This window comes from Pantoea sp. Fr+CA_20 (assembly GCF_024520835.1).
Lineage (GTDB): Bacteria > Pseudomonadota > Gammaproteobacteria > Enterobacterales > Enterobacteriaceae > Pantoea > Pantoea allii.
The window spans coordinates 685-22166 of sequence record NZ_JALNPN010000012.1 but is presented as its reverse complement, the minus strand read 5'-3'; the positions used below and the strand labels follow the sequence as shown (position 1 = coordinate 22166).

Genomic DNA, 21482 nt, shown 5'->3' with positions numbered 1-21482 from the left:
TGGCCCGGTGCGATATTCGCCCAGGCGACAGGCTTATTTATCCAGCTGTGACGTAAAGTCGCGCTCGGTATAACCGGTATACAGCTGACGAGGACGGGCAATTTTCATGCCTTCGTCGTGCATCTCTTTCCAGTGGGCGATCCAGCCAACGGTACGAGCCATGGCAAAAATCACGGTAAACATGGAAGACGGAATGCCCATGGCTTTCAGGATAATACCGGAGTAGAAGTCCACGTTTGGATAGAGTTTACGCTCGATGAAGTACGGGTCGTTCAGCGCAATGTGTTCCAGCTCCAGCGCCACTTCCAGCAGGTCATCTTTCATGCCCAGCTCGTTCAGCACTTCATGACAGGTTTCACGCATGACGGTTGCGCGTGGGTCATAGTTTTTGTAAACGCGATGACCAAAGCCCATCAGGCGGAAGGAGTCGTTTTTGTCTTTTGCACGACGTACGAATTCTGGAATGTGCTCAACTGTGCTGATCTCTTCCAGCATGCGCAGACAGGCTTCGTTTGCGCCACCGTGCGCCGGTCCCCACAGGGAGGCGATACCTGCAGCGATACAGGCAAACGGGTTAGCGCCAGACGAACCGGCGGTACGCACGGTAGAGGTGGATGCGTTCTGCTCATGATCGGCATGCAGAATCAGAATGCGATCCATGGCGCGTTCAAGCACAGGGTTAACCTTGTATTCTTCGCAAGGTGTCGCAAACATCATGTGCAGGAAGTTACCCGCGTAAGAAAGGTCGTTACGTGGATAAACGAACGGCTGACCGATTGAATACTTGTAACACATCGCTGCCATGGTAGGCATTTTCGACAGCAGGCGGAACGCGGCGATTTCGCGATGGCGTTCAATGTTCACGTCCAGCGAGTCGTGATAAAACGCCGCCAGTGCGCCGGTCACGCCGCACATCACGGCCATTGGGTGCGAATCGCGGCGGAAGCCGTGGAACAGACGCGTAATCTGCTCATGAATCATGGTGTGGCGGGTAACGGTGACTTTAAAGTCTTCGAACTGTTCCTGCGACGGTGCTTCACCATTCAGCAGGATATAACACACTTCAAGGTAGTTTGAGTGGGTTGCCAACTGGTCAATTGGGAAGCCACGGTGAAGCAGGATACCTTCATCGCCATCGATAAAGGTAATTTTTGATTCGCAGGACGCTGTAGACGTGAAACCAGGATCGAAGGTAAACAGGCCGTTAGAACCCAGTTCGCGGACATCAACGACATCCTGGCCCAGCGTGCCTTGTAACACACTCAGTTCAATAGGCTTTTCGTCGGGTAGGGTTAGCGTCACTTTTTTATCTGTCATTTTCGTCTCCATAGCGCCTTGGGCAGGTAAGGATCTTTCGACACCTGAAACGCGTGCATGTTGCATTTAGGCAGTACTTCACGGTGTCACTCTGCATTATAAGCAGTGAAGGGTACAGAGTGAGAGGCGCGTTCCACAGGAAATGTAAAGCCGTGACATGTGCATATCGCGGTTGTTAAAGATCCGGTCAGGACATAACTTCTTTGTAACCAATAACCTGATGGTTTTAAAAACTGTTACTGGCAATGTTACATAACTTAAGCTTAGGAGAAAGTGTATCCCCATAACTTTTGTGCATCATAGGATTTTATCGGATTAGTTTGTAACTGAATTGTTGAACTATTGTCAAATCAGATAATTAAATTTGTATGAATTGTGAAAAACGTGAGAATGATCACTGTTCTACCCAAAATTCTCCAAAGAGTTTGTAGGGGAATTGTAATCAGAATGTGATCGTCCTATACTTCCGGCCAGGTCTCCGGAATACCCTGACACCAGGAGCCACCCAGCGTTTGTACCACGTCATTTAACACTGGATGTTGCTATTTTGGTGACGGATAAAGTCTGAACAGCGTTGCGGTTCAGGTCTTATGTCCGGAGGAAGCAAAATAAAAAAGAGCTGTGTGGGCAAAACCGTGAAAAAACAAAGACCTGTCAACTTGGATCTCTCGACGATCCGGTTTCCCGTTACTGCAATATCGTCCATTCTTCATCGCGTCTCCGGCGTCATCACTCTGGTTGCTCTCGGCATCCTGTTATGGCTTCTCGGTCTTTCTCTCTCTTCTCCCGAAGGTTTCCAGCACGCAGCGTCTATCATGAATGGCTTCTTTGCGAAGTTTATCATGTGGGGCATTTTAACTGCGCTGGCCTATCATGCAGTGGGCGGGATACGTCATATGTTAATGGATTTTGGTTATCTGGCCGAAACGCTGGAAGCGGGTAAGCTTTCTGCGCAGGTGACGTTTGGTATTACTGTCGTGCTTTCAATTTTAGCAGGAGTCCTCGTATGGTAAGCAATGCATCCGCGTTGGGTCGCAATGGCATTCAGGACTGGCTGTTGCTGCGCGCGTCGGCAATCCTCATTACGCTTTACATCATCTACATCCTTGGTTTCGTGGTGATGACAGACACGCTAACGTATGACATCTGGCGTGGCTTCTTCGCTTCTGCATTTACAAAAGTGTTCACGCTCCTGACGCTGTTTTCCATTCTGATCCACGGCTGGATTGGTATGTGGCAGGTGTTAACGGACTACGTTAAATCCGTGGCGGCGCGTCTGCTGTTACAGTTGGTTATCGTAGTGGCGCTGTTGTCATATGCTATTTATGGATTTGTTGTGGTGTGGGGTGTGTAAATGAGTTTACCAATCAGAGAATTTGATGCCGTGGTAATCGGCGCAGGCGGCGCAGGTATGCGCGCGGCACTGCAAATCTCCCAATCGGGCCAGACCTGTGCCCTGTTGTCTAAAGTCTTCCCGACCCGTTCTCATACGGTATCCGCGCAGGGCGGTATCACCGTTGCGCTGGGTAATACCCATGAAGATAACTGGGAATGGCATATGTACGATACCGTCAAAGGTTCCGACTATATCGGTGACCAGGACGCCATTGAATACATGTGTCACGTCGGCCCGGAAGCGATTCTGGAACTGGAGCATATGGGTCTGCCATTCTCCCGTCTTGATGACGGCCGCGTGTATCAGCGTCCGTTTGGTGGCCAGTCGAAAAACTTCGGCGGTGAGCAGGCGGCGCGAACTGCCGCAGCGGCCGACCGTACTGGCCACGCTCTGCTGCATACGCTGTATCAGCAGAACCTGAAAAATAAAACGACGATCTTTTCCGAATGGTATGCGCTGGATCTGGTGAAGAATGACGACGGTGCGATTGTAGGCTGTACAGCAATCTGCATGGAAACCGGCGAAACGGTCTACTTCAAAGCGAAAGCCACCATTCTGGCGACCGGCGGTGCAGGACGTATTTATCAGTCCACCACGAACGCCCACATCAATACCGGCGACGGTGTCGGCATGGCGCTGCGCGCTGGCGTGCCCGTGCAGGACATGGAAATGTGGCAGTTTCACCCGACCGGTATTGCCGGTGCAGGTGTACTGGTAACAGAAGGTTGTCGTGGTGAAGGCGGTTATCTGCTCAACAAACACGGTGAGCGTTTCATGGAGCGCTATGCCCCTAACGCCAAAGACCTCGCCGGTCGTGACGTTGTGGCGCGTTCGATGATGGTGGAAATCCGTGAAGGTCGCGGTTGTGAAGGTCCATGGGGCCCGCATATCAAGCTGAAACTTGATCACCTGGGCGCGGAAGTGCTGGAATCCCGTCTGCCAGGTATCCTTGAGCTGTCCCGTACCTTTGCTCACGTTGACCCAATTAAAGAGCCGATTCCGGTCATTCCAACCTGCCACTACATGATGGGCGGCGTGCCGACCAAAGTGACGGGCCAGGCGCTGCGCGTTAACGAGCAGGGCGAAGATGAAGTGATCCCGGGCCTGTTCGCCGTGGGCGAAATCGCCTGCGTATCAGTACACGGTGCCAACCGTCTGGGCGGTAACTCGCTGCTGGACCTGGTGGTATTCGGCCGTGCGGCTGGCGTGCATTTGCTTGAGTGTCTGGAAGAGCAGGGCGAACTGCGCGAAGCCAACCAGGAAAACATTGATGCTGCGATGGCGCGCTTCAATCGCTGGGAAAACAACACGACGGGTGAAGATCCGGTTGAAATCCGTAAAGCGTTGCAGCGCTGTATGCAGAACAACTTCTCGGTCTTCCGCGAAGGCGATGCGATGCGTGAAGGGCTTGCTGAGCTGAAAGAGATCCGTGAGCGTCTGAAGTCGGCCCGTCTGGATGACCGTTCACCTGACTTCAATACCCAACGTATTGAGTGCCTTGAGCTGGACAACCTGATGGAAACGGCTTACGCCACTGCTGTGGCGGCCAACTATCGCACCGAGAGCCGTGGCGCACACAGCCGTTTCGATTATCCGGAACGTGATGATGCAAACTGGCTGTGCCATAGCCTCTATGTTCCGCAAACGGAAAGCATGACGCGCCGTGAGGTGAACATGCAACCGAAACTGCGTGCGGCCTTCCCGCCTAAAGCGCGTACCTACTAATTGCGGAGATCATCATGAGACTTGAATTTTCGATCTATCGTTACAATCCGGATGTCGATGATAAACCGCGGATGCAGGACTATACCCTGGAAGCGGAAGACGGCCGTGACATGATGCTGCTGGATGCGTTGATCCGCCTGAAAGAGAAAGATCCTACGCTGGCGTTCCGTCGCTCATGCCGTGAAGGCGTGTGCGGTTCAGACGGTCTGAACATGAACGGTAAAAACGGCCTGGCCTGCATCACGCCGGTCTCGGCACTGGGCAACGGCAAGCAGAAAATCGTTATCCGTCCTCTGCCGGGCCTGCCTGTGGTGCGCGACCTGGTGGTAGACATGGGGCAGTTTTATGCCCAGTATGAGAAAATTAAGCCTTTCTTATTAAACGACGGTGAAAACCCGCCAGCGCGTGAGCATCTGCAGTCGCCGGGCGAGCGTGCACATCTGGATGGATTGTATGAGTGCATTCTCTGCGCCTGCTGCTCCACCTCTTGCCCGTCGTTCTGGTGGAACCCGGACAAGTTCATCGGTCCTGCGGGCCTGCTGGCCGCTTACCGTTTCCTGATTGACAGCCGCGACACCGAAACCGATGCGCGTCTGGATAATCTGAGTGATGCCTTCAGCGTTTTCCGCTGTCACAGCATCATGAACTGTGTAAGTGTTTGTCCTAAAGGGCTTAACCCAACGCGCGCTATCGGCCATATCAAGTCGATGCTGCTGCAACGCGGCGCCTAGTTGTACCACCGGGAACCTCAGGTTCCCGGTGTTTTACGGAAGCCTCTGTAAACGCGGTTCCGACCACGTTTACAAAGGTTCCCTTACGGGCCGGGCGCGCGCTGCGCACAGTGCTCGTATCGCTGAACTCACTACGGCTAACCGCGAAAGCGGCAACAAATGAAACCTCAAAAAAGCATAACATTGCTTAAGGGATCACAATGCAGAACAGCGCGATGAAGCCCTGGCTGGACTCCTCCTGGCTGGCCGGCGCGAATCAGTCTTACATAGAGCAACTCTATGAGGATTTCCTGACCGATCCTGACTCTGTGGATGCAGTGTGGCGCTCGATGTTCCAACAGTTACCAGGCACGGGAGTGAAACCTGAGCAGTTCCACTCCGCGACTCGCGAATATTTCCGTCGCCTGGCGAAAGACGCATCTCGTTACACCTCCTCAGTCACCGATCCGGCAACCAACTCCAAACAAGTGAAAGTGCTGCAGCTGATAAACGCGTTTCGTTTTCGCGGACATCAGGAAGCCAATCTCGATCCGCTTGGCCTGTGGAAACAGGACCGTGTTGCCGATCTCGATCCCGCCTTTCACGATCTGACCGACGCCGATTTTCAGGAAAGCTTTAACGTAGGTTCTTTTGCCATTGGCAAAGAAACCATGAAGCTGGCCGATCTGTTCGACGCGCTGAAGCAGACTTACTGTGGCTCTATTGGTGCAGAATACATGCACATCAATAACACCGAAGAGAAACGCTGGATTCAACAGCGTATTGAATCCGGTGCGAGCCAGACCTCATTCAGTGGCGAAGAGAAAAAAGGTTTCCTGAAAGAGCTGACCGCGGCAGAAGGCCTTGAAAAATATCTGGGCGCGAAATTCCCGGGTGCGAAACGCTTCTCGCTGGAAGGCGGTGATGCGCTGGTGCCGATGCTGCGCGAAATGATTCGTCATGCGGGCAAAAACGGCACACGTGAAGTGGTACTGGGGATGGCGCACCGCGGCCGTCTTAACGTACTGATTAACGTACTGGGTAAAAAGCCACAGGATCTGTTTGACGAATTCTCTGGCAAGCACAAAGAGCATCTGGGCACCGGTGATGTGAAATATCACATGGGCTTCTCTTCGGATATTGAAACCGAAGGCGGCCTGGTGCATCTGGCGCTGGCGTTTAACCCGTCTCACCTGGAAATTGTCAGCCCGGTGGTTATGGGATCGGTGCGTGCTCGTCTGGATCGTCTGGCTGAGCCGGTCAGTAATAAAGTGCTGCCTATCACCATTCACGGTGATGCTGCGGTTATTGGCCAGGGCGTCGTTCAGGAAACGCTGAACATGTCTCAGGCGCGCGGCTATGAAGTCGGCGGTACGGTTCGCATCGTCATTAACAACCAGGTTGGTTTTACCACCTCCAACCCGAAAGACGCGCGTTCAACCCCGTACTGTACTGACATCGGCAAAATGGTGCTGGCCCCGATTTTCCACGTCAATGCTGACGACCCGGAAGCGGTGGCTTTTGTAACACGTCTGGCGCTGGACTATCGCAATACCTTTAAACGCGATGTGTTTATCGATCTGGTGTGCTATCGCCGTCATGGTCACAACGAAGCGGATGAGCCAAGTGCAACGCAGCCGTTGATGTACCAGAAAATCAAAAAGCATCCGACGCCGCGTAAAATCTACGCCGATCGTCTGGAAGGTGAAGGTGTTGCCTCTCAGGAAGATGCCACCGAAATGGTGAACCTGTACCGCGATGCGCTTGATGCGGGCGAATGCGTGGTGCCTGAATGGCGTCCAATGAGCCTGCATTCGTTCACGTGGTCGCCTTACCTGAACCACGAGTGGGATGAGCCTTACCCGGCACAGGTTGACATGAAACGCCTGAAGGAACTGGCATTACGCATCAGCCAGGTCCCTGAACAGATTGAAGTACAGGCACGCGTTGCCAAGATTTACAACGATCGTAAGCTGATGGCCGAAGGCGAGAAAGCGTTCGACTGGGGCGGTGCAGAAAATCTGGCCTACGCAACCCTGGTTGATGAAGGGATTCCGGTTCGCCTCTCGGGTGAAGACTCCGGTCGCGGTACCTTCTTCCATCGCCATGCAGTTGTTCACAACCAGGCGAACGGCTCAACCTATACGCCGCTGCATCATATTCATAACAGCCAGGGCGAGTTCAAAGTGTGGGACTCGGTCCTGTCTGAAGAAGCGGTGCTGGCGTTTGAATATGGCTATGCCACTGCAGAGCCACGCGTGCTGACCATCTGGGAAGCGCAGTTTGGTGACTTTGCCAACGGTGCTCAGGTTGTTATTGACCAGTTCATCAGCTCTGGCGAACAGAAGTGGGGCCGTATGTGTGGCCTGGTGATGTTACTGCCGCACGGTTACGAAGGTCAGGGCCCGGAGCACTCCTCTGCACGTCTGGAACGCTATCTGCAACTCTGCGCCGAGCAGAACATGCAGGTTTGTGTCCCTTCAACACCGGCTCAGGTGTATCACATGCTGCGTCGTCAGGCGCTGCGTGGTATGCGTCGTCCGCTGGTGGTGATGTCGCCGAAGTCGCTGTTACGTCACCCGCTGGCTATCTCTTCTCTGGAAGAACTGGCGAATGGCAGTTTCCAGCCTGCGATTGGCGAAGTCGACGATCTGGACCCGCAAGGCGTTAAGCGCGTCGTGATGTGTTCCGGTAAGGTTTACTACGATCTGCTGGAACAGCGTCGTAAAGACGAGAAAAACGATGTTGCCATCGTGCGCATCGAACAGCTTTACCCGTTCCCGCATCAGGCGGTACAGGAAGCATTAAAAGCTTATTCTCACGTACAGGATTTTGTCTGGTGCCAGGAAGAGCCGCTGAACCAGGGCGCCTGGTACTGTAGCCAGCATCATTTCCGTGATGTCGTGCCGTTCGGTGCCACGCTGCGCTATGCAGGTCGCCCGGCATCGGCTTCACCGGCCGTGGGTTATATGTCCGTACACCAACAACAGCAGCAAGACCTGGTTAATGACGCTCTGAACGTCAATTAATTAAAAGGAAAGATAATGAGTAGCGTAGATATTCTCGTTCCCGACCTGCCTGAATCGGTTGCAGATGCCACAGTAGCAACCTGGCACAAGAAACCAGGCGATGCAGTAAGTCGCGATGAAGTCATCGTCGAAATTGAAACTGACAAAGTCGTGCTGGAAGTGCCAGCTTCTGCCGATGGCGTGCTGGAAGCGGTGCTGGAAGACGAAGGGGCAACGGTTACCTCCCGTCAGATCCTGGGTCGCCTGAAAGAAGGCAACAGTGCTGGCAAAGAAAGCAGTGCCAAAGCGGAAAGCAATGAATCGACGCCATCTCAGCGTCAGACGGCTTCTCTGGAAGAAGAGAGCAGTGACGCACTTAGCCCGGCTATCCGCCGCCTGATTGCCGAGCATAATCTTGATGCTTCGCAGATCAAAGGCACCGGCGTGGGTGGACGTTTAACCCGTGAAGATGTTGAAAAGCATCTGGCGAACAAACCGCAGGCAGATAAAGCCGCAGCGCCCGCGGCGGCACCTGCTGCTCAGCAGCCAGTGGCTAACCGCAGCGAAAAACGTGTACCGATGACGCGTCTGCGTAAGCGTGTTGCGGAGCGTCTGCTGGAAGCCAAGAACAGCACCGCCATGTTGACGACCTTCAACGAAATCAACATGAAGCCCATTATGGACCTGCGTAAGCAGTACGGCGATGCGTTCGAGAAGCGTCACGGTGTGCGTCTGGGCTTTATGTCGTTCTACATCAAGGCCGTCGTGGAAGCGCTGAAGCGTTACCCTGAAGTCAACGCCTCTATCGATGGCGAAGATGTGGTTTACCACAACTACTTCGATGTGAGCATTGCCGTCTCTACGCCACGTGGCCTGGTAACACCGGTACTGCGTGATGTTGATGCGTTAAGCATGGCTGACATTGAGAAGAAAATTAAAGAACTGGCTCTAAAAGGCCGTGACGGCAAGCTGACGGTTGAGGATCTGACTGGCGGTAACTTTACCATCACCAACGGTGGTGTGTTTGGTTCACTGATGTCTACGCCAATCATCAACCCGCCACAGAGCGCGATTCTGGGCATGCACGCCATCAAAGATCGTCCAATGGCGGTCAATGGTCAGGTTGTGATCCTGCCAATGATGTACCTGGCTCTCTCCTACGATCACCGTTTAATCGATGGCCGTGAATCTGTCGGCTATCTGGTCGCAGTGAAAGAGATGCTGGAAGATCCGGCGCGTCTGCTGCTGGATGTCTGATTCATCACTGGGCACGCGTTGCGTGCCCAACCTCAATACTCTTTTCAGATCTGAATGGATAGAACATCATGAACTTACACGAATACCAGGCTAAACAGCTGTTTGCACGGTATGGCATGCCAGCACCGACCGGCTACGCCTGTACTACACCACGTGAAGCAGAAGAAGCAGCATCGAAAATCGGTGCAGGCCCGTGGGTAGTTAAATGTCAGGTTCATGCCGGTGGCCGCGGTAAAGCGGGCGGTGTGAAGGTGGTTAACAGTAAAGAAGACATCCGTGCTTTCGCCGAAAACTGGCTGGGCAAACGTCTGGTAACTTACCAAACTGACGCCAATGGTCAGCCGGTAAACCAGATTCTGGTTGAAGCCGCGACCGATATCGATCAGGAGCTGTACCTGGGCGCCGTGGTTGACCGTGCGACGCGTCGTGTCATCTTTATGGCATCGACCGAAGGCGGCGTGGAAATCGAGAAAGTGGCAGAAGAAACGCCACACCTGATCCACAAAATGGCGCTGGACCCTTTGGCCGGTCCACAGCCTTATCAGGGCCGTGAGTTAGCCTTTAAACTGGGCCTGACCGGTAAGCAAGTCAGCCAGTTCACTAAAATTTTCATGGGTCTGGCCACCATGTTCCTGGAGCGTGACCTGGCGATGGTTGAGATCAACCCGCTGGTGATCACCAAGCAGGGCGACCTGATCTGTCTGGATGGCAAACTGGGTGCCGATGGCAATGCCCTGTTCCGTCAGCCAGAGCTGCGTGAAATGCGCGATCCAAGCCAGGAAGATCCTCGTGAAGCGCACGCGACACAGTGGGAACTGAACTATGTTGCGCTGGAAGGCAACATCGGTTGTATGGTTAACGGCGCAGGCCTGGCAATGGGTACCATGGACATCGTTAAGCACCACGGTGGCCAGCCAGCGAACTTCCTGGATGTGGGCGGCGGCGCGACCAAAGAGCGCGTAACCGAAGCCTTTAAAATCATCCTGTCTGACGACGCCGTGAAAGCGGTATTCGTTAACATCTTCGGCGGCATCGTACGTTGCGACCTGATCGCAGACGGCATCATCGGTGCAGTAGCAGAAGTGGGTGTTAACGTACCGGTCGTGGTACGTCTGGAAGGTAACAACGCTGAACTGGGCGCTAAGAAACTGGCGGACAGTGGTCTGAACATCATTGCAGCAACCAGTCTGACAGACGCGGCACAGCGTGTTGTTGCTGCTGCGGAGGGTAAATAATGTCCATTTTGATCGACAAAAACACCAAAGTCATTTGCCAGGGATTCACCGGCGGACAAGGGACTTTCCACTCTGAGCAGGCGCTGGCATACGGCACGCAACTGGTTGGCGGCGTTACGCCAGGCAAAGGCGGCACCACGCATCTGGGCCTGCCAGTCTTTAACACCGTACGTGAAGCGGTGGAAGCGACCGGCGCAACGGCAACCGTCATCTATGTTCCGGCACCGTTCTGCAAAGACGGTATCCTGGAAGCCATCGATGCCGGTATCAAGCTGATCATCACCATCACCGAAGGCATCCCGACGCTGGACATGCTGACCGTGAAGATGAAGCTGGATGAAGCGGGCGTACGCATGATCGGTCCAAACTGCCCAGGTGTGATCACCCCAGGCGAATGTAAGATCGGTATCATGCCGGGACACATTCATCAGCCGGGCCGTGTTGGTATCGTATCGCGTTCAGGCACCCTGACCTATGAAGCCGTTAAGCAGACCACCGATATCGGCTACGGTCAGTCAACCTGCGTTGGTATTGGCGGTGACCCGATCCCAGGTTCTAACTTCATCGACATCCTGAAAATGTTCCAGGACGATCCACAGACGGAAGCGATCGTCATGATCGGTGAAATCGGTGGTAGCGCTGAAGAAGAAGCCGCTGCTTTTATTAAAGAGCACGTGACTAAACCGGTTGTCGGCTACATTGCTGGCGTAACGGCCCCGAAAGGCAAACGTATGGGCCACGCTGGCGCCATCATTGCCGGTGGTAAAGGTACAGCAGACGAGAAGTTTGCTGCGCTGGAAGCGGCAGGCGTGAAAACCGTACGCAGTCTGGCTGATATCGGCGATGCCGTTAAAGCCGTCCTGCCAGCCAAATAACAGGCCTGAGTATTATCACAGAGCCACCTTCGGGTGGCTTTTTTACGTCTTTGCATTGAATAATCCACGGCACCGCGTGTTTAATTTTAGTACCGCCCATAAATAACATAAAATAATCTTAAGTATTCCTGTGATGTTTGCTATTATTCATTTGGCTCAGGATTTCCTCCTGGCCGCAAAAAAAGTTATTCAATAAGATATAAAGTTAAATATTTATAGAAAAGCAAATTACCCGATGACAGTTTTTTAACAAAGTCTTCGTGAGAACATATTTCCCATCTCTTTTCATTATTCCAAATCAATTTTCTGTCATTTATAACAAACTTTACTGCTAGCAAAGGATGCGGTTAAGCGCTTAAATTGCGCTGCATCAATCCAGCCTTTTAAAAAAATATTCATACGTTTGTACAAATACGGGAAAGCATCAATTTTTCATTTATTACTCGTTAAACGTTTGAGCCACGCTGCTGCATTGGTGTTTCACAGGTTTCTGTTAACCGTTACGCCCTCATCCCAGGCCGCACACAGATCTGTCCTGTCGATGACAAAACTGGAATCAATAATCAGTCGTTCCTGACTCTTATTCAGTCTGTACGGATACAGAGTTAAGGTGAGGAGCAAGGAGTCATTATGCTAGATATTGTCGAGCTGTCGCGTTTACAGTTTGCCTTAACGGCGATGTACCATTTCCTTTTCGTCCCATTAACGCTCGGTATGGCGTTTTTGCTGGCAATAATGGAAACGGTCTATGTGCTGAGCGGTAAACAAATTTATAAGGATATGACGAAATTCTGGGGCAAGTTATTTGGTATTAACTTTGCGCTGGGCGTGGCAACCGGGCTGACGATGGAGTTTCAGTTCGGCACCAACTGGTCTTACTATTCTCATTATGTCGGCGATATTTTTGGTGCGCCGTTGGCCATTGAAGGATTAATGGCATTCTTTCTTGAGTCTACCTTTGTTGGCCTGTTCTTTTTCGGTTGGGATCGTCTGGGTAAAGTTCAGCACCTGGCTGTCACCTGGCTGGTGGCGCTGGGCTCCAACATGTCTGCACTGTGGATTCTGGTAGCAAACGGCTGGATGCAGAACCCCATCGCCTCTGAGTTTAATTTTGAAACCATGCGCATGGAGATGCTGAGTTTCTCGGAGCTGGTGTTAAATCCGGTTGCCCAGGTGAAATTTGTTCACACTGTCGCGTCGGGTTACACCACAGGTGCGATGTTCATTTTGGGCATCAGCGCATGGTATTTACTGAAAGGGCGAGATCTGGCTTTTGCCAAACGCTCTTTTGCCATCGCCGCCAGTTTTGGTATGGCAGCCATACTGTCCGTCATCGTGCTGGGTGATGAGTCAGGTTACGAGATGGGGGATGTTCAGAAAACCAAGCTGGCTGCCATTGAAGCCGAATGGGACACCCAGCCCGCACCGGCCGCGTTTACCCTGTTCGGTTTGCCCGATCAGGCATCGCAGCAGAATCATTACGCCATTCAGATTCCCTATCTGTTGGGGCTGATTGCTACCCGCTCAACGGATACGCCCGTAACCGGTCTGAAAGAACTGATGGCCCAACATGAAGTGCGCATTCGAAACGGCATGAAAGCCTATGCACTGCTAAACGCGCTGCGCAGCGGCAATACCGACCCGGCCGTGCGTGAGGCGTTTAATCACAGTAAAAAAGATCTGGGTTATGGCCTGCTGTTGAAGCGCTATACGCCAAACGTCTCTGATGCCAGCGAGGCGCAAATCAAACAGGCAACGCAGGATTCCATTCCGCGCGTGGCACCGCTGTATTTTGCTTTCCGTATCATGGTGCTCTGTGGGGTGCTGTTGCTCGGCGTTATCGCGCTGTCGTTCTGGAGCGTCATTCGTAATCGCATCGGCAAAAATCGCTGGTTACTCAAAGCCGCGCTGTATGGCATTCCGCTGCCGTGGATTGCGGTTGAGGCAGGGTGGTTTGTCGCAGAATATGGCCGTCAACCCTGGGCAATAGGTGAGGTGCTGCCTACGGCCGTGGCGAATTCGTCGCTCACCATTGGGGATATTCTGTTCTCAATGGGGCTGATTTGCGGCCTCTATACGTTGTTCCTGGTGGCCGAGATGTATCTGATGTTTAAATTTGCCCGCCTGGGGCCAAGCAGCCTGAAAACGGGTCGTTATCACCATGAGCAGATGGCGAAAAATGTTCAGCCGGTACGTGGATAAGGAGAACCGCCATGTTTGATTATGAAGTTCTGCGCTTTGTCTGGTGGCTGCTGATCGGCATTTTGCTGGTAGGCTTTGCCGTCACTGATGGCTTCGATATGGGCGTCGGCATGTTAACGCGCCTGTTAGGCCGAACCGATACCGAGCGTCGGATAATGATTAATACCATTGCGCCGCACTGGGACGGCAACCAGGTCTGGTTAATTACCGCAGGTGGTGCGCTGTTTGCTGCCTGGCCGATGGTTTATGCCGCCGCGTTTTCAGGGTTTTATGTGGCGATGATCCTGGTGCTGGCTTCGCTGTTTTTCCGTCCGGTAGGCTTTGATTACCGCTCAAAGATTGAAGACAAGCGCTGGCGCGGGGCCTGGGACTGGGGCATTTTTATCGGCAGCTTCGTGCCGCCTTTGGTGATTGGCGTGGCTTTTGGCAACCTGTTGCAGGGCGTGCCGTTTCACGCCGATGAGTATATGCGCCTTTACTACACCGGAAACTTCTTCCAGTTGCTGAACCCGTTTGGCCTGCTGGCCGGTGTGGTCAGCGTGGCGATGATACTGGCGCAGGGAGCAACCTATCTGCAAATGCGGACAACCGGCGAACTCTATCTGCGTTCACGTACCACCGCACAGATCGCCACACTGGTAATGATGGTGTGTTTTGCGCTGGCTGGTTTGTGGGTGAAGTACGGTATTGCGGGTTATGTGGTGACCAGCACGCTTGATCACTATGCCGCTTCTAATCCGCTGGGCAAAACCGTGGTGCGTGAAGCCGGTGCCTGGATGGTGAATTTCCAGCAGCATCCTGTGTTGTGGCTGTTCCCTCTGCTGGGCGTTGTGCTGCCCCTGCTGACGGTGCTGTGCTCACGGATGAACAAAAGCGCATGGGCGTTTGTGTTCTCTTCACTGACGCTTGCCTGCGTCATCATGACGGCCGGTATTGCCATGTTTCCGTTCATTATGCCTTCCAGCACGGTACCGGGCACCAGTCTGACTATGTGGGATGCGACATCCAGTTTACTGACGCTGAAAACCATGACCTTTGCCGCGATAATTTTTGTGCCCATCATCCTGCTTTACACCAGTTGGTGTTACTGGAAGATGTTTGGCCGCATCACCAAAGAGCATGTTGAAAGCAACAGCAACTCACTGTACTGATTAAGGAGTCAACACATGTGGTATTTTGCCTGGATTCTTGGCACCTTGCTGGCGTGCGCCTTTGGTATCATCACGGCGCTGGCCATAGAGCATATTGAAGACGGCGCGACGTCGGATCGGCAACCCTGATGGGCCGGTTGATTCAGACGGCGTATCGTCTGATGGATAAGGGCCCGTTCCGGGCCCTTTCGCTGATTCTGGCACTCTGGCTGGCGGGATGCCTGTTATGGAATCCCGCACGCTTTGCCAGTGGCTCAGGCGGCATTCTGCTGTGGCAGGGGATGTTGCTTATCTGGGCGGTGTGCACGGGCGTTATTCACGGCGCCGGGTTTCAGCCGCGCCGATTGCGCTGGCGCGCTTTTTTTACCCCTTTACCTGCCCTGGTGGTACTCTTGTGGGGGGTGAGCCGGTTTTATCTCTGACTGCCTGGCAGCATAACGCGCTGAAACGTGAGTTTACTTCAGCGTCTGGTCAAGAAGCCTCCATTAAAGCCTTCCGGTTGTAACCAACTGATAATTATTTTCTCCTGGCCCTGGCAGCCCATTCCCAACCCCAATTGTCTTGCGTATAGTAGCAACGTTTAAAACGAGGCCGGGATGTAGAGTGAGTACAACGCTGTTTCGCTGGCCGGTTCGGGTCTACTATGAAGATACCGATGCCGGTGGTGTGGTTTATCACGCCAGCTATATCGCTTTTTATGAACGAGCACGTACCGAAATGTTGCGTCAGCATCATTTCAATCAGCAGACGCTGTTAGAACAGCAGATTGCTTTTGTGGTACGGCGCATAACGGTGGACTATCTTTCGGCGGCGCGTCTTGACGATCTTCTGGAAATTCAGAGCGAAGTGACATCAATGACCCGGGCGACGATGACATTCACCCAGCGTATCGTGAATGCAGAAGGCAAAGTGCTCAATGAGGCAGAGGTCCTGATTGCCTGCATCAACCCACACCTAATGAAGCCGATTGCGCTTCCCAAGTCTATTGTCGCGGAGTTCAAGCAGTGACTGACATGAACGTTCTTGATTTGTTCCTGAAGGCGAGCCTTCTGGTCAAACTTATCATGTTGATTTTGATCGGCTTTTCGATTGCTTCATGGGCAATCATCATCCAGCGCACGCGTATTCTGAATGCGGCGGGAAGGGAAGCTGACGCCTTTGAAGACAAATTCTGGTCCGGCGTTGAGCTTTCTCGCCTTTATCAGGAAAGCCAGGCGCGTCGCGAAGAGCTGTCAGGCTCAGAGCAAATTTTTTACGCCGGTTTCAAAGAATTTGCGCGTCTGCATCGAGTCAACAACCATGCACCTGAAGCCGCAGTGGAAGGGGCGAGCAGGGCAATGCGCATTTCCATGAATCGTGAGCTGGAAGCGCTGGAAAACCATATTCCTTTCCTTGGCACCGTCGGTTCCATCAGCCCGTATATCGGTCTGTTTGGTACGGTGTGGGGGATCATGCATGCCTTTATTGCCCTCGGAGCGGTAAAACAGGCAACGTTGCAGATGGTTGCGCCAGGTATCGCAGAAGCCTTGATCGCTACTGCCATCGGTTTGTTCGCGGCGATTCCAGCGGTGATGGCGTATAACCGACTGAACCAGCGCGTGAATAAACTGGAACAGGGCTATGACAACTTCATGGAAGAGTTCACGGCTATCCTGCATCGTCAGGCCTTTTCCAGCGACAGCGCTAAGTAAACAGAGGTAAATGATGGCCCGAGTGCGTGGTCGCGGTCGCCGCGAGCTAAAGTCGGAAATCAACATTGTTCCGCTGCTGGACGTTCTGCTGGTGTTGTTGCTGATCTTTATGGCGACAGCCCCAATCATAACCCAAAGCGTGGAAGTGGATTTGCCGGATGCGACGGATTCTAAAACGGTTTCCAGCGATGATAATCCTCCCGTGATTGTAGAAGTGTCGGGTGTCGGCCAATACAGCATGGTAGTGGATCACGATCGTTTATCGCAGCTACCACCGGAACAGGTGATTAGTGAAGCGCAACGTCGTCTGGAAGCGAATCCGAAAACCGTCTTTCTGATCGGCGGTGCGAAAGAGGTGCCTTATGATGAAATCATTAAGGCGCTGAACCTGTTGCATCAGGCTGGGGTTAAATCTGTCGGTTTGATGACGCAGCCGATTTAAAGTCGAACCGTTTTTGGGAACCGAGTGTGTCGAAGGCAACCGAGCAAAACGAAAAGTTAAAGCGCGCGATAATCATTTCGGTGATTCTGCATATCGTGCTGATTGCCCTGCTGATATGGAGCTCGTTTAATGAGCATATCGAAGCCAGCGGCGGTGGCGGCGGTAGCGATATCGAGGCGGTGATGGTCGATCCCGGTGCGGTGGTTGATCAATATAATCGTCAGCAGAATCAGCAAAGTGACAGTCAGCGCGCGGAACAGCAGCGCCAGAAACAGTCACAGCAGCAGGCCGAAGAGCTACAGCAGAAACAGGCGGCTGAACAGCAGCGGCTGAAAGAGCTGGAAAAAGAGCGCTTACAGGCACAGGAAGACGCGAAACAGCAGGCGAAAGCCCAGGCTGAACAGCAGAAGGCGGCGGAAGCCGCCGCGAAACAGGCCGAGTCACAGCAGAAAGCCGCAGAAGCGGCTGCAGCGAAAGCCAAAGCGGATGCTAAAGCGGAAGCCGATGCGCAGGCCAAAGCGGCCGCTGACGCGAAAATAAAGGCTCAGGAAGACGCTAAGCAGGCCGCAGCAGAGGCGAAGAAGCAGGCCGAGCAACAGGCGAAAGCCGCGGCGGCAGAAGCGAAGAAGCAGGCTGAACAGCAGGCCAAAGCCGAGGCAGCCGAGGCCGCTAAACAGGCCAAGGCGGAAGCGGCGAAGCAGGCTAAAGCGGAAGCGGCCAAAGAAGCCAAGGCCGCAGAAGCCAAAGCTGCCGCGGAAGCCAAAGCCGCGGCAGCTCAGGAAGCCAAAGAAAAAGCAGCGAAAGAAAAAGCGGAAGCCGCAGCAAAAGCCAAAGCTGATGCTGCCGCGAAAGCGAAAGCAGACGCGAAAGCCAAAGCGGAGGCCAAAGCCAAAGCCGCAGCGGATGCAGCCAATGACAGCGACGTTGATGATTTGCTGGGCGGCTTAGCGTCCGGTAAGAATGCGCCGAAAAGCGGGGCGTCCGGTGGAGCAGCCGGACAGGGCAACCAGAAAAAAGCGGGTGCCTCTGGGGCCGAGGTGAATGCTTATCTTGGGCAGATTACCAGTGCTATTCAGAGCCGTTTTTACGATGCGGATCTTTATAGCGGTAAAAGCTGTGACTTACGTATTAAACTAGCGCCTGACGGTATGCTGATTGATGTGAAATCAGAAGGGGGCGATCCGGCTCTTTGCCAGGCCGCAATCGCAGCGGCGAAGCAGGCACGTATTCCGAAACCGCCTTCACAAGCGGTGTACGAAGTGTTTAAAAACGCACCGATGCGTTTCAGACCGCAATAATGCAGTAACCTGCGGCAGGTTGATCTATGGTTAGCTTGCCGTACTCTAGTTGTACTCGTGGTTTTCAGGAACAGTGCCAATTATCGCGGACTCAGGTTCAGATAAGGGAGATAAAATGAAGCAAGCTCTTCGCGTAACGTTAGGCTTTTTTATCCTGTTGTGGGCAGCGATGCTGCATGCAGAGGTTCGCATTGAAATCACCCAGGGCGTAAACAGCGCGCGTCCAATCGGTGTGGTTCCGTTCAAGTGGGTTGGCTCAGGCGCGGCACCGGAAGATATCGGTGGCATCGTCGCGGCTGACCTGCGTAACAGCGGTAAATTCAATCCGCTCGACCGCTCTCGTCTGCCACAGCAGCCGACCAGCCCCCAGGAAGTGCAGCCTGCTGCATGGAGCGCGCTGGGTATTGATGCTGTCGTGGTAGGACAGGTTCAGCAAAACGCCGACGGCAGCTATCAGGTTTCTTATCAACTGGTCGATACTGCAGGTGCACCGGGCACCGTGCTGGCGCAAAACTCCTATAAAATCACTAAACAGTGGCTACGCTATGCGGCGCACACCGTCAGTGATGAAGCGTTCCAGAAGCTGACGGGCATTAAAGGTGCGTTCCGTACCCGTATCGCCTATGTCGTGCAGACCAACGGTGGTCAGTTCCCTTACGAACTGCGCGTTGCCGACTACGACGGCTATAACCAGTTTGTCGTGCATCGCTCACCGCAGCCGTTGATGTCACCAGCCTGGTCGCCAGACGGCAGCAAAGTGGCCTATGTGACCTTTGAAAGCGGTAAGTCAGCGCTGGTTATTCAGACGCTCGCTAACGGCGCGGTACGTCAGGTTGCCTCATTCCCACGTCACAACGGTGCACCGGCGTTCTCGCCTGATGGCACTAAGCTGGCGTTTGCGTTATCGAAAACCGGCAGCCTCAACCTGTACGTGATGGATCTGGGCTCGGGTCAGATTCGCCAGATCACCGACGGTCGCTACAACAGTACTGAACCGACCTGGTTCCCGGATAGCCAGACTCTGGCTTACACCTCTGATCAGGCTGGCGCACCACAAATTTATAAGATTGGTATCAATGGTGGTTCACCACAGCGTATTACCTGGGAAGGTGCTCAAAACCAGGATGCTGATGTGGCCAGCGATGGTAAATCAATGGTGATGATTAGCACCAGTGGCGGTGCTCAACACGTCGCCAAACAGGATCTGGTAACGGGAGCCGTTCAAACGTTAACGGACACGTTCCTGGATGAAACGCCGAGCATGGCACCCAATGGCACCATGGTAATCTACAGCTCTACTCAGGGTATGGGTTCTGTGTTGCAGTTGGTTTCCACTGACGGTCGTTTCAAAGCGCGTCTTCCGGCAACTGATGGACAGGTCAAATTTCCTGCCTGGTCGCCGTACCTGTAATGTTTGAGCTTTCTGACATTACAAAAAAATAAACAATAATGGGAATTTTCAAATGCAACTGAACAAAGTACTGAAGGGTTTAATGCTGGCTCTGCCAATCATGGCAGTTGCGGCGTGTAGCTCACACAAAAATAACAACAACGACCAGTCTGGCGCAGGTGCTGATGGCGCTTACGGTGCGAACTCAGGCATGAACGGCAACGGTAACATGTCTTCTGATGAGCAGGCGCGTCTGCAGATGCAACAGCTGCAACAGAACAACATCGTTTACTTCGGTCTGGACAAATTTGATGTTCAGTCTGACTACGCTCAGATGCTGGATCAGCACGCTAACTTCCTGCGTAGCAACCCATCATACAAAGTGACTATCGAAGGTCATGCGGATGAGCGCGGTACGCCAGAGTACAACATCGCCCTGGGCGAACGTCGTGCTAACGCCGTTAAGATGTACCTGCAAGGTAAAGGCGTGTCAGCCGATCAGATGTCTATCGTTTCTTACGGTAAAGAGAAACCGGCTGTTCTGGGCCACGACGAAGCGGCTTACGCTAAAAACCGTCGTGCCGTACTGGTATACTAAGAGAATCACATGGTTAGTAACTTCAGACATCACCTGTTGAGTCTGTCGTTACTGATTGGCGTAGCGGCCCCCTGGGCCGCTAATGCCCAAGCGTCAATCAGTAGCGTTGGCTCCGGCTCGGTCGAAGACCGTGTCACCAGTCTTGAAAGAATCTCAAATGCCCAGGCACAGCTGATGCAGCAACTGCAGCAGCAGATGAGTGATAACCAGCGGGATATCGACTCATTGCGTGGGGAAATCCAGCAAAATACCTATCAGCTGAACCAGGTTGTTGAGCGCCAGAAGCAGATCTATCAGCAGATCGACAGTCTGAGCAGCAACAACAGCAATGCCAGTCAGCCAGCCGCCGGTGCCAGCGATAACGCCGGTGCGGGTGCTGCAGCCTCTGGCACGGAGTCTGGTGCAGCGGCAGCCGGTGGTAGTGCGCCGGTCCAGAGCGGCGATGCCAACAGCGATTACAATGCTGCTGTCGCGCTTATTCTGGAGAAAAAACAGTACGACCAGGCGATCACTGCGCTACAGGCGTGGGTGAAGCGCTACCCGGATTCGACGTATCAGCCGAATGCCAATTACTGGCTGGGACAACTGTTTTATAACAAAGGCAAGAAAGACGACGCGGCGTATTATTACGCCACGGTGGTGAAGCAGTATCCAAAATCCCCCAAGGCTGCTGAAGCGTTGTTAAAGGTTGGCGTGATCATGCAGGAGAAAAACGACACGGCGAAAGCCAAAGCCGTTTATCAACAGGTGATCAAACTTTACCCGGATACCGAATCTGCTAAGCAGGCGCAAAAACGTTTGTCTGGTATGTAATTTGTGCAGGTTTGACCGGATATCGTGTGATTTCTGGTCTTGCCGCATGAAAGGTAGGCAATTGAACCCCTTAACAGAAAATAAGGGTTGCGCTACCTCGGTAAATCAGTAATATATGCCGCCGTTGCCGGGACACATTGCAGATGTGTCTGGCAAGCCTGAAGATGGGTCGTTAGCTCAGTTGGTAGAGCAGTTGACTTTTAATCAATTGGTCGCAGGTTCGAATCCTGCACGACCCACCATCTCCCGCAGGACGTTGTTCCCCAAGAGAACCTTCAGTATTGCTTCACAACCATTAAGATGGGTCGTTAGCTCAGTTGGTAGAGCAGTTGACTTTTAATCAATTGGTCGCAGGTTCGAATCCTGCACGACCC

At 53.2% G+C, this 21482-nt stretch carries 20 protein-coding genes and 2 tRNA genes; 21 read left to right on the top strand and 1 reads right to left on the bottom strand.

The annotated features are described in order from the left end of the window. Positions 1-33: 33 nt before the first annotated feature. Complete coding sequence (locus NR177_RS14730; protein ID WP_063878786.1) at positions 34-1317, bottom strand: citrate synthase; 1284 nt, start codon at positions 1315-1317, stop codon at positions 34-36. Between the two features lie 590 nt (positions 1318-1907). Between NR177_RS14730 and sdhC the strand changes: the two genes are divergently transcribed. The 21 genes from sdhC to NR177_RS14625 all read left to right on the top strand — a co-directional run bounded on the left by sdhC (position 1908) and on the right by NR177_RS14625 (position 21482). Further along, positions 1908-2330: a succinate dehydrogenase cytochrome b556 subunit gene (gene sdhC / locus NR177_RS14725; RefSeq protein ID WP_162287606.1), complete on the top strand. Its 423-nt coding sequence runs from the start codon at positions 1908-1910 to the stop codon at positions 2328-2330. Beyond that, positions 2324-2671, top strand: coding sequence for a succinate dehydrogenase membrane anchor subunit (gene sdhD / locus NR177_RS14720; protein ID WP_063878787.1), 348 nt, complete (start codon positions 2324-2326; stop codon positions 2669-2671). Before sdhC ends, sdhD begins: the two co-directional genes overlap by 7 nt. Continuing rightward, entirely contained in the window at positions 2672-4438 is a 1767-nt protein-coding gene (gene sdhA, locus NR177_RS14715) for a succinate dehydrogenase flavoprotein subunit (protein WP_063878788.1), read from the top strand. A gap of 14 nt (positions 4439-4452) precedes the next feature. Beyond that, entirely contained in the window at positions 4453-5169 is a 717-nt protein-coding gene (locus NR177_RS14710) for a succinate dehydrogenase iron-sulfur subunit (RefSeq protein ID WP_063878789.1), read from the top strand. Positions 5170-5369: 200 nt separating this feature from the next. Beyond that, positions 5370-8177, top strand: coding sequence for a 2-oxoglutarate dehydrogenase E1 component (gene sucA, locus NR177_RS14705; RefSeq protein WP_063878790.1), 2808 nt, complete (start codon positions 5370-5372; stop codon positions 8175-8177). 15 nt (positions 8178-8192) lie between these two features. Continuing rightward, complete coding sequence (odhB, locus tag NR177_RS14700; protein WP_109717171.1) at positions 8193-9413, top strand: 2-oxoglutarate dehydrogenase complex dihydrolipoyllysine-residue succinyltransferase; 1221 nt, start codon at positions 8193-8195, stop codon at positions 9411-9413. A gap of 68 nt (positions 9414-9481) precedes the next feature. After that, positions 9482-10648 (top strand): ADP-forming succinate--CoA ligase subunit beta, encoded by a 1167-nt coding sequence (gene sucC / locus NR177_RS14695; protein ID WP_013025065.1) that lies wholly within the window; start codon positions 9482-9484, stop codon positions 10646-10648. Further along, positions 10648-11523, top strand: a complete 876-nt coding sequence (gene sucD / locus NR177_RS14690) for a succinate--CoA ligase subunit alpha (RefSeq protein ID WP_013025067.1) — start codon at positions 10648-10650, stop codon at positions 11521-11523. The genes sucC and sucD overlap by 1 nt, the downstream gene beginning before the upstream one ends. Before the next feature lie 630 nt (positions 11524-12153). After that, on the top strand, positions 12154-13725 hold the full coding sequence (gene cydA, locus NR177_RS14685; protein WP_145393810.1) for a cytochrome ubiquinol oxidase subunit I: 1572 nt from the start codon (positions 12154-12156) through the stop codon (positions 13723-13725). An 11-nt stretch (positions 13726-13736) separates the two neighbouring features. Further along, positions 13737-14876, top strand: a complete 1140-nt coding sequence (gene cydB / locus NR177_RS14680) for a cytochrome d ubiquinol oxidase subunit II (protein ID WP_256853140.1) — start codon at positions 13737-13739, stop codon at positions 14874-14876. Between the two features lie 15 nt (positions 14877-14891). Next, a complete protein-coding gene (cydX, locus tag NR177_RS14675) occupies positions 14892-15005 on the top strand; it encodes a cytochrome bd-I oxidase subunit CydX (RefSeq protein ID WP_063878794.1) in 114 nt (37 codons plus the stop codon). Further along, positions 15005-15298, top strand: coding sequence for a cyd operon protein YbgE (gene ybgE / locus NR177_RS14670; RefSeq protein ID WP_256853139.1), 294 nt, complete (start codon positions 15005-15007; stop codon positions 15296-15298). Before cydX ends, ybgE begins: the two co-directional genes overlap by 1 nt. A gap of 181 nt (positions 15299-15479) precedes the next feature. After that, entirely contained in the window at positions 15480-15884 is a 405-nt protein-coding gene (gene ybgC / locus NR177_RS14665; protein ID WP_063878796.1) for a tol-pal system-associated acyl-CoA thioesterase, read from the top strand. Further along, positions 15881-16567, top strand: coding sequence for a Tol-Pal system protein TolQ (gene tolQ / locus NR177_RS14660; RefSeq protein WP_063878797.1), 687 nt, complete (start codon positions 15881-15883; stop codon positions 16565-16567). The genes ybgC and tolQ overlap by 4 nt, the downstream gene beginning before the upstream one ends. Positions 16568-16580: 13 nt before the next feature. After that, entirely contained in the window at positions 16581-17009 is a 429-nt protein-coding gene (gene tolR, locus NR177_RS14655; protein WP_014606291.1) for a colicin uptake protein TolR, read from the top strand. 26 nt (positions 17010-17035) lie between these two features. Beyond that, complete coding sequence (gene tolA / locus NR177_RS14650) at positions 17036-18307, top strand: cell envelope integrity protein TolA (RefSeq protein WP_096012130.1); 1272 nt, start codon at positions 17036-17038, stop codon at positions 18305-18307. 115 nt (positions 18308-18422) lie between these two features. Further along, the gene (tolB, locus tag NR177_RS14645) at positions 18423-19718 is read left to right on the top strand and encodes a Tol-Pal system beta propeller repeat protein TolB (RefSeq protein ID WP_063878800.1); all 1296 of its coding nucleotides are present in this window, start codon (positions 18423-18425) and stop codon (positions 19716-19718) included. A gap of 52 nt (positions 19719-19770) precedes the next feature. Next, positions 19771-20295 carry a peptidoglycan-associated lipoprotein Pal gene (pal, locus tag NR177_RS14640; protein WP_063878801.1) on the top strand — a complete coding sequence of 175 codons (525 nt, stop codon included), beginning with the start codon at positions 19771-19773 and terminating at the stop codon, positions 20293-20295. Between the two features lie 9 nt (positions 20296-20304). Next, complete coding sequence (gene cpoB / locus NR177_RS14635; protein ID WP_063878802.1) at positions 20305-21108, top strand: cell division protein CpoB; 804 nt, start codon at positions 20305-20307, stop codon at positions 21106-21108. A gap of 166 nt (positions 21109-21274) precedes the next feature. Then, positions 21275-21350 (top strand) — tRNA-Lys (locus tag NR177_RS14630). A gap of 60 nt (positions 21351-21410) precedes the next feature. Further along, positions 21411-21482 (top strand) — tRNA-Lys (locus NR177_RS14625).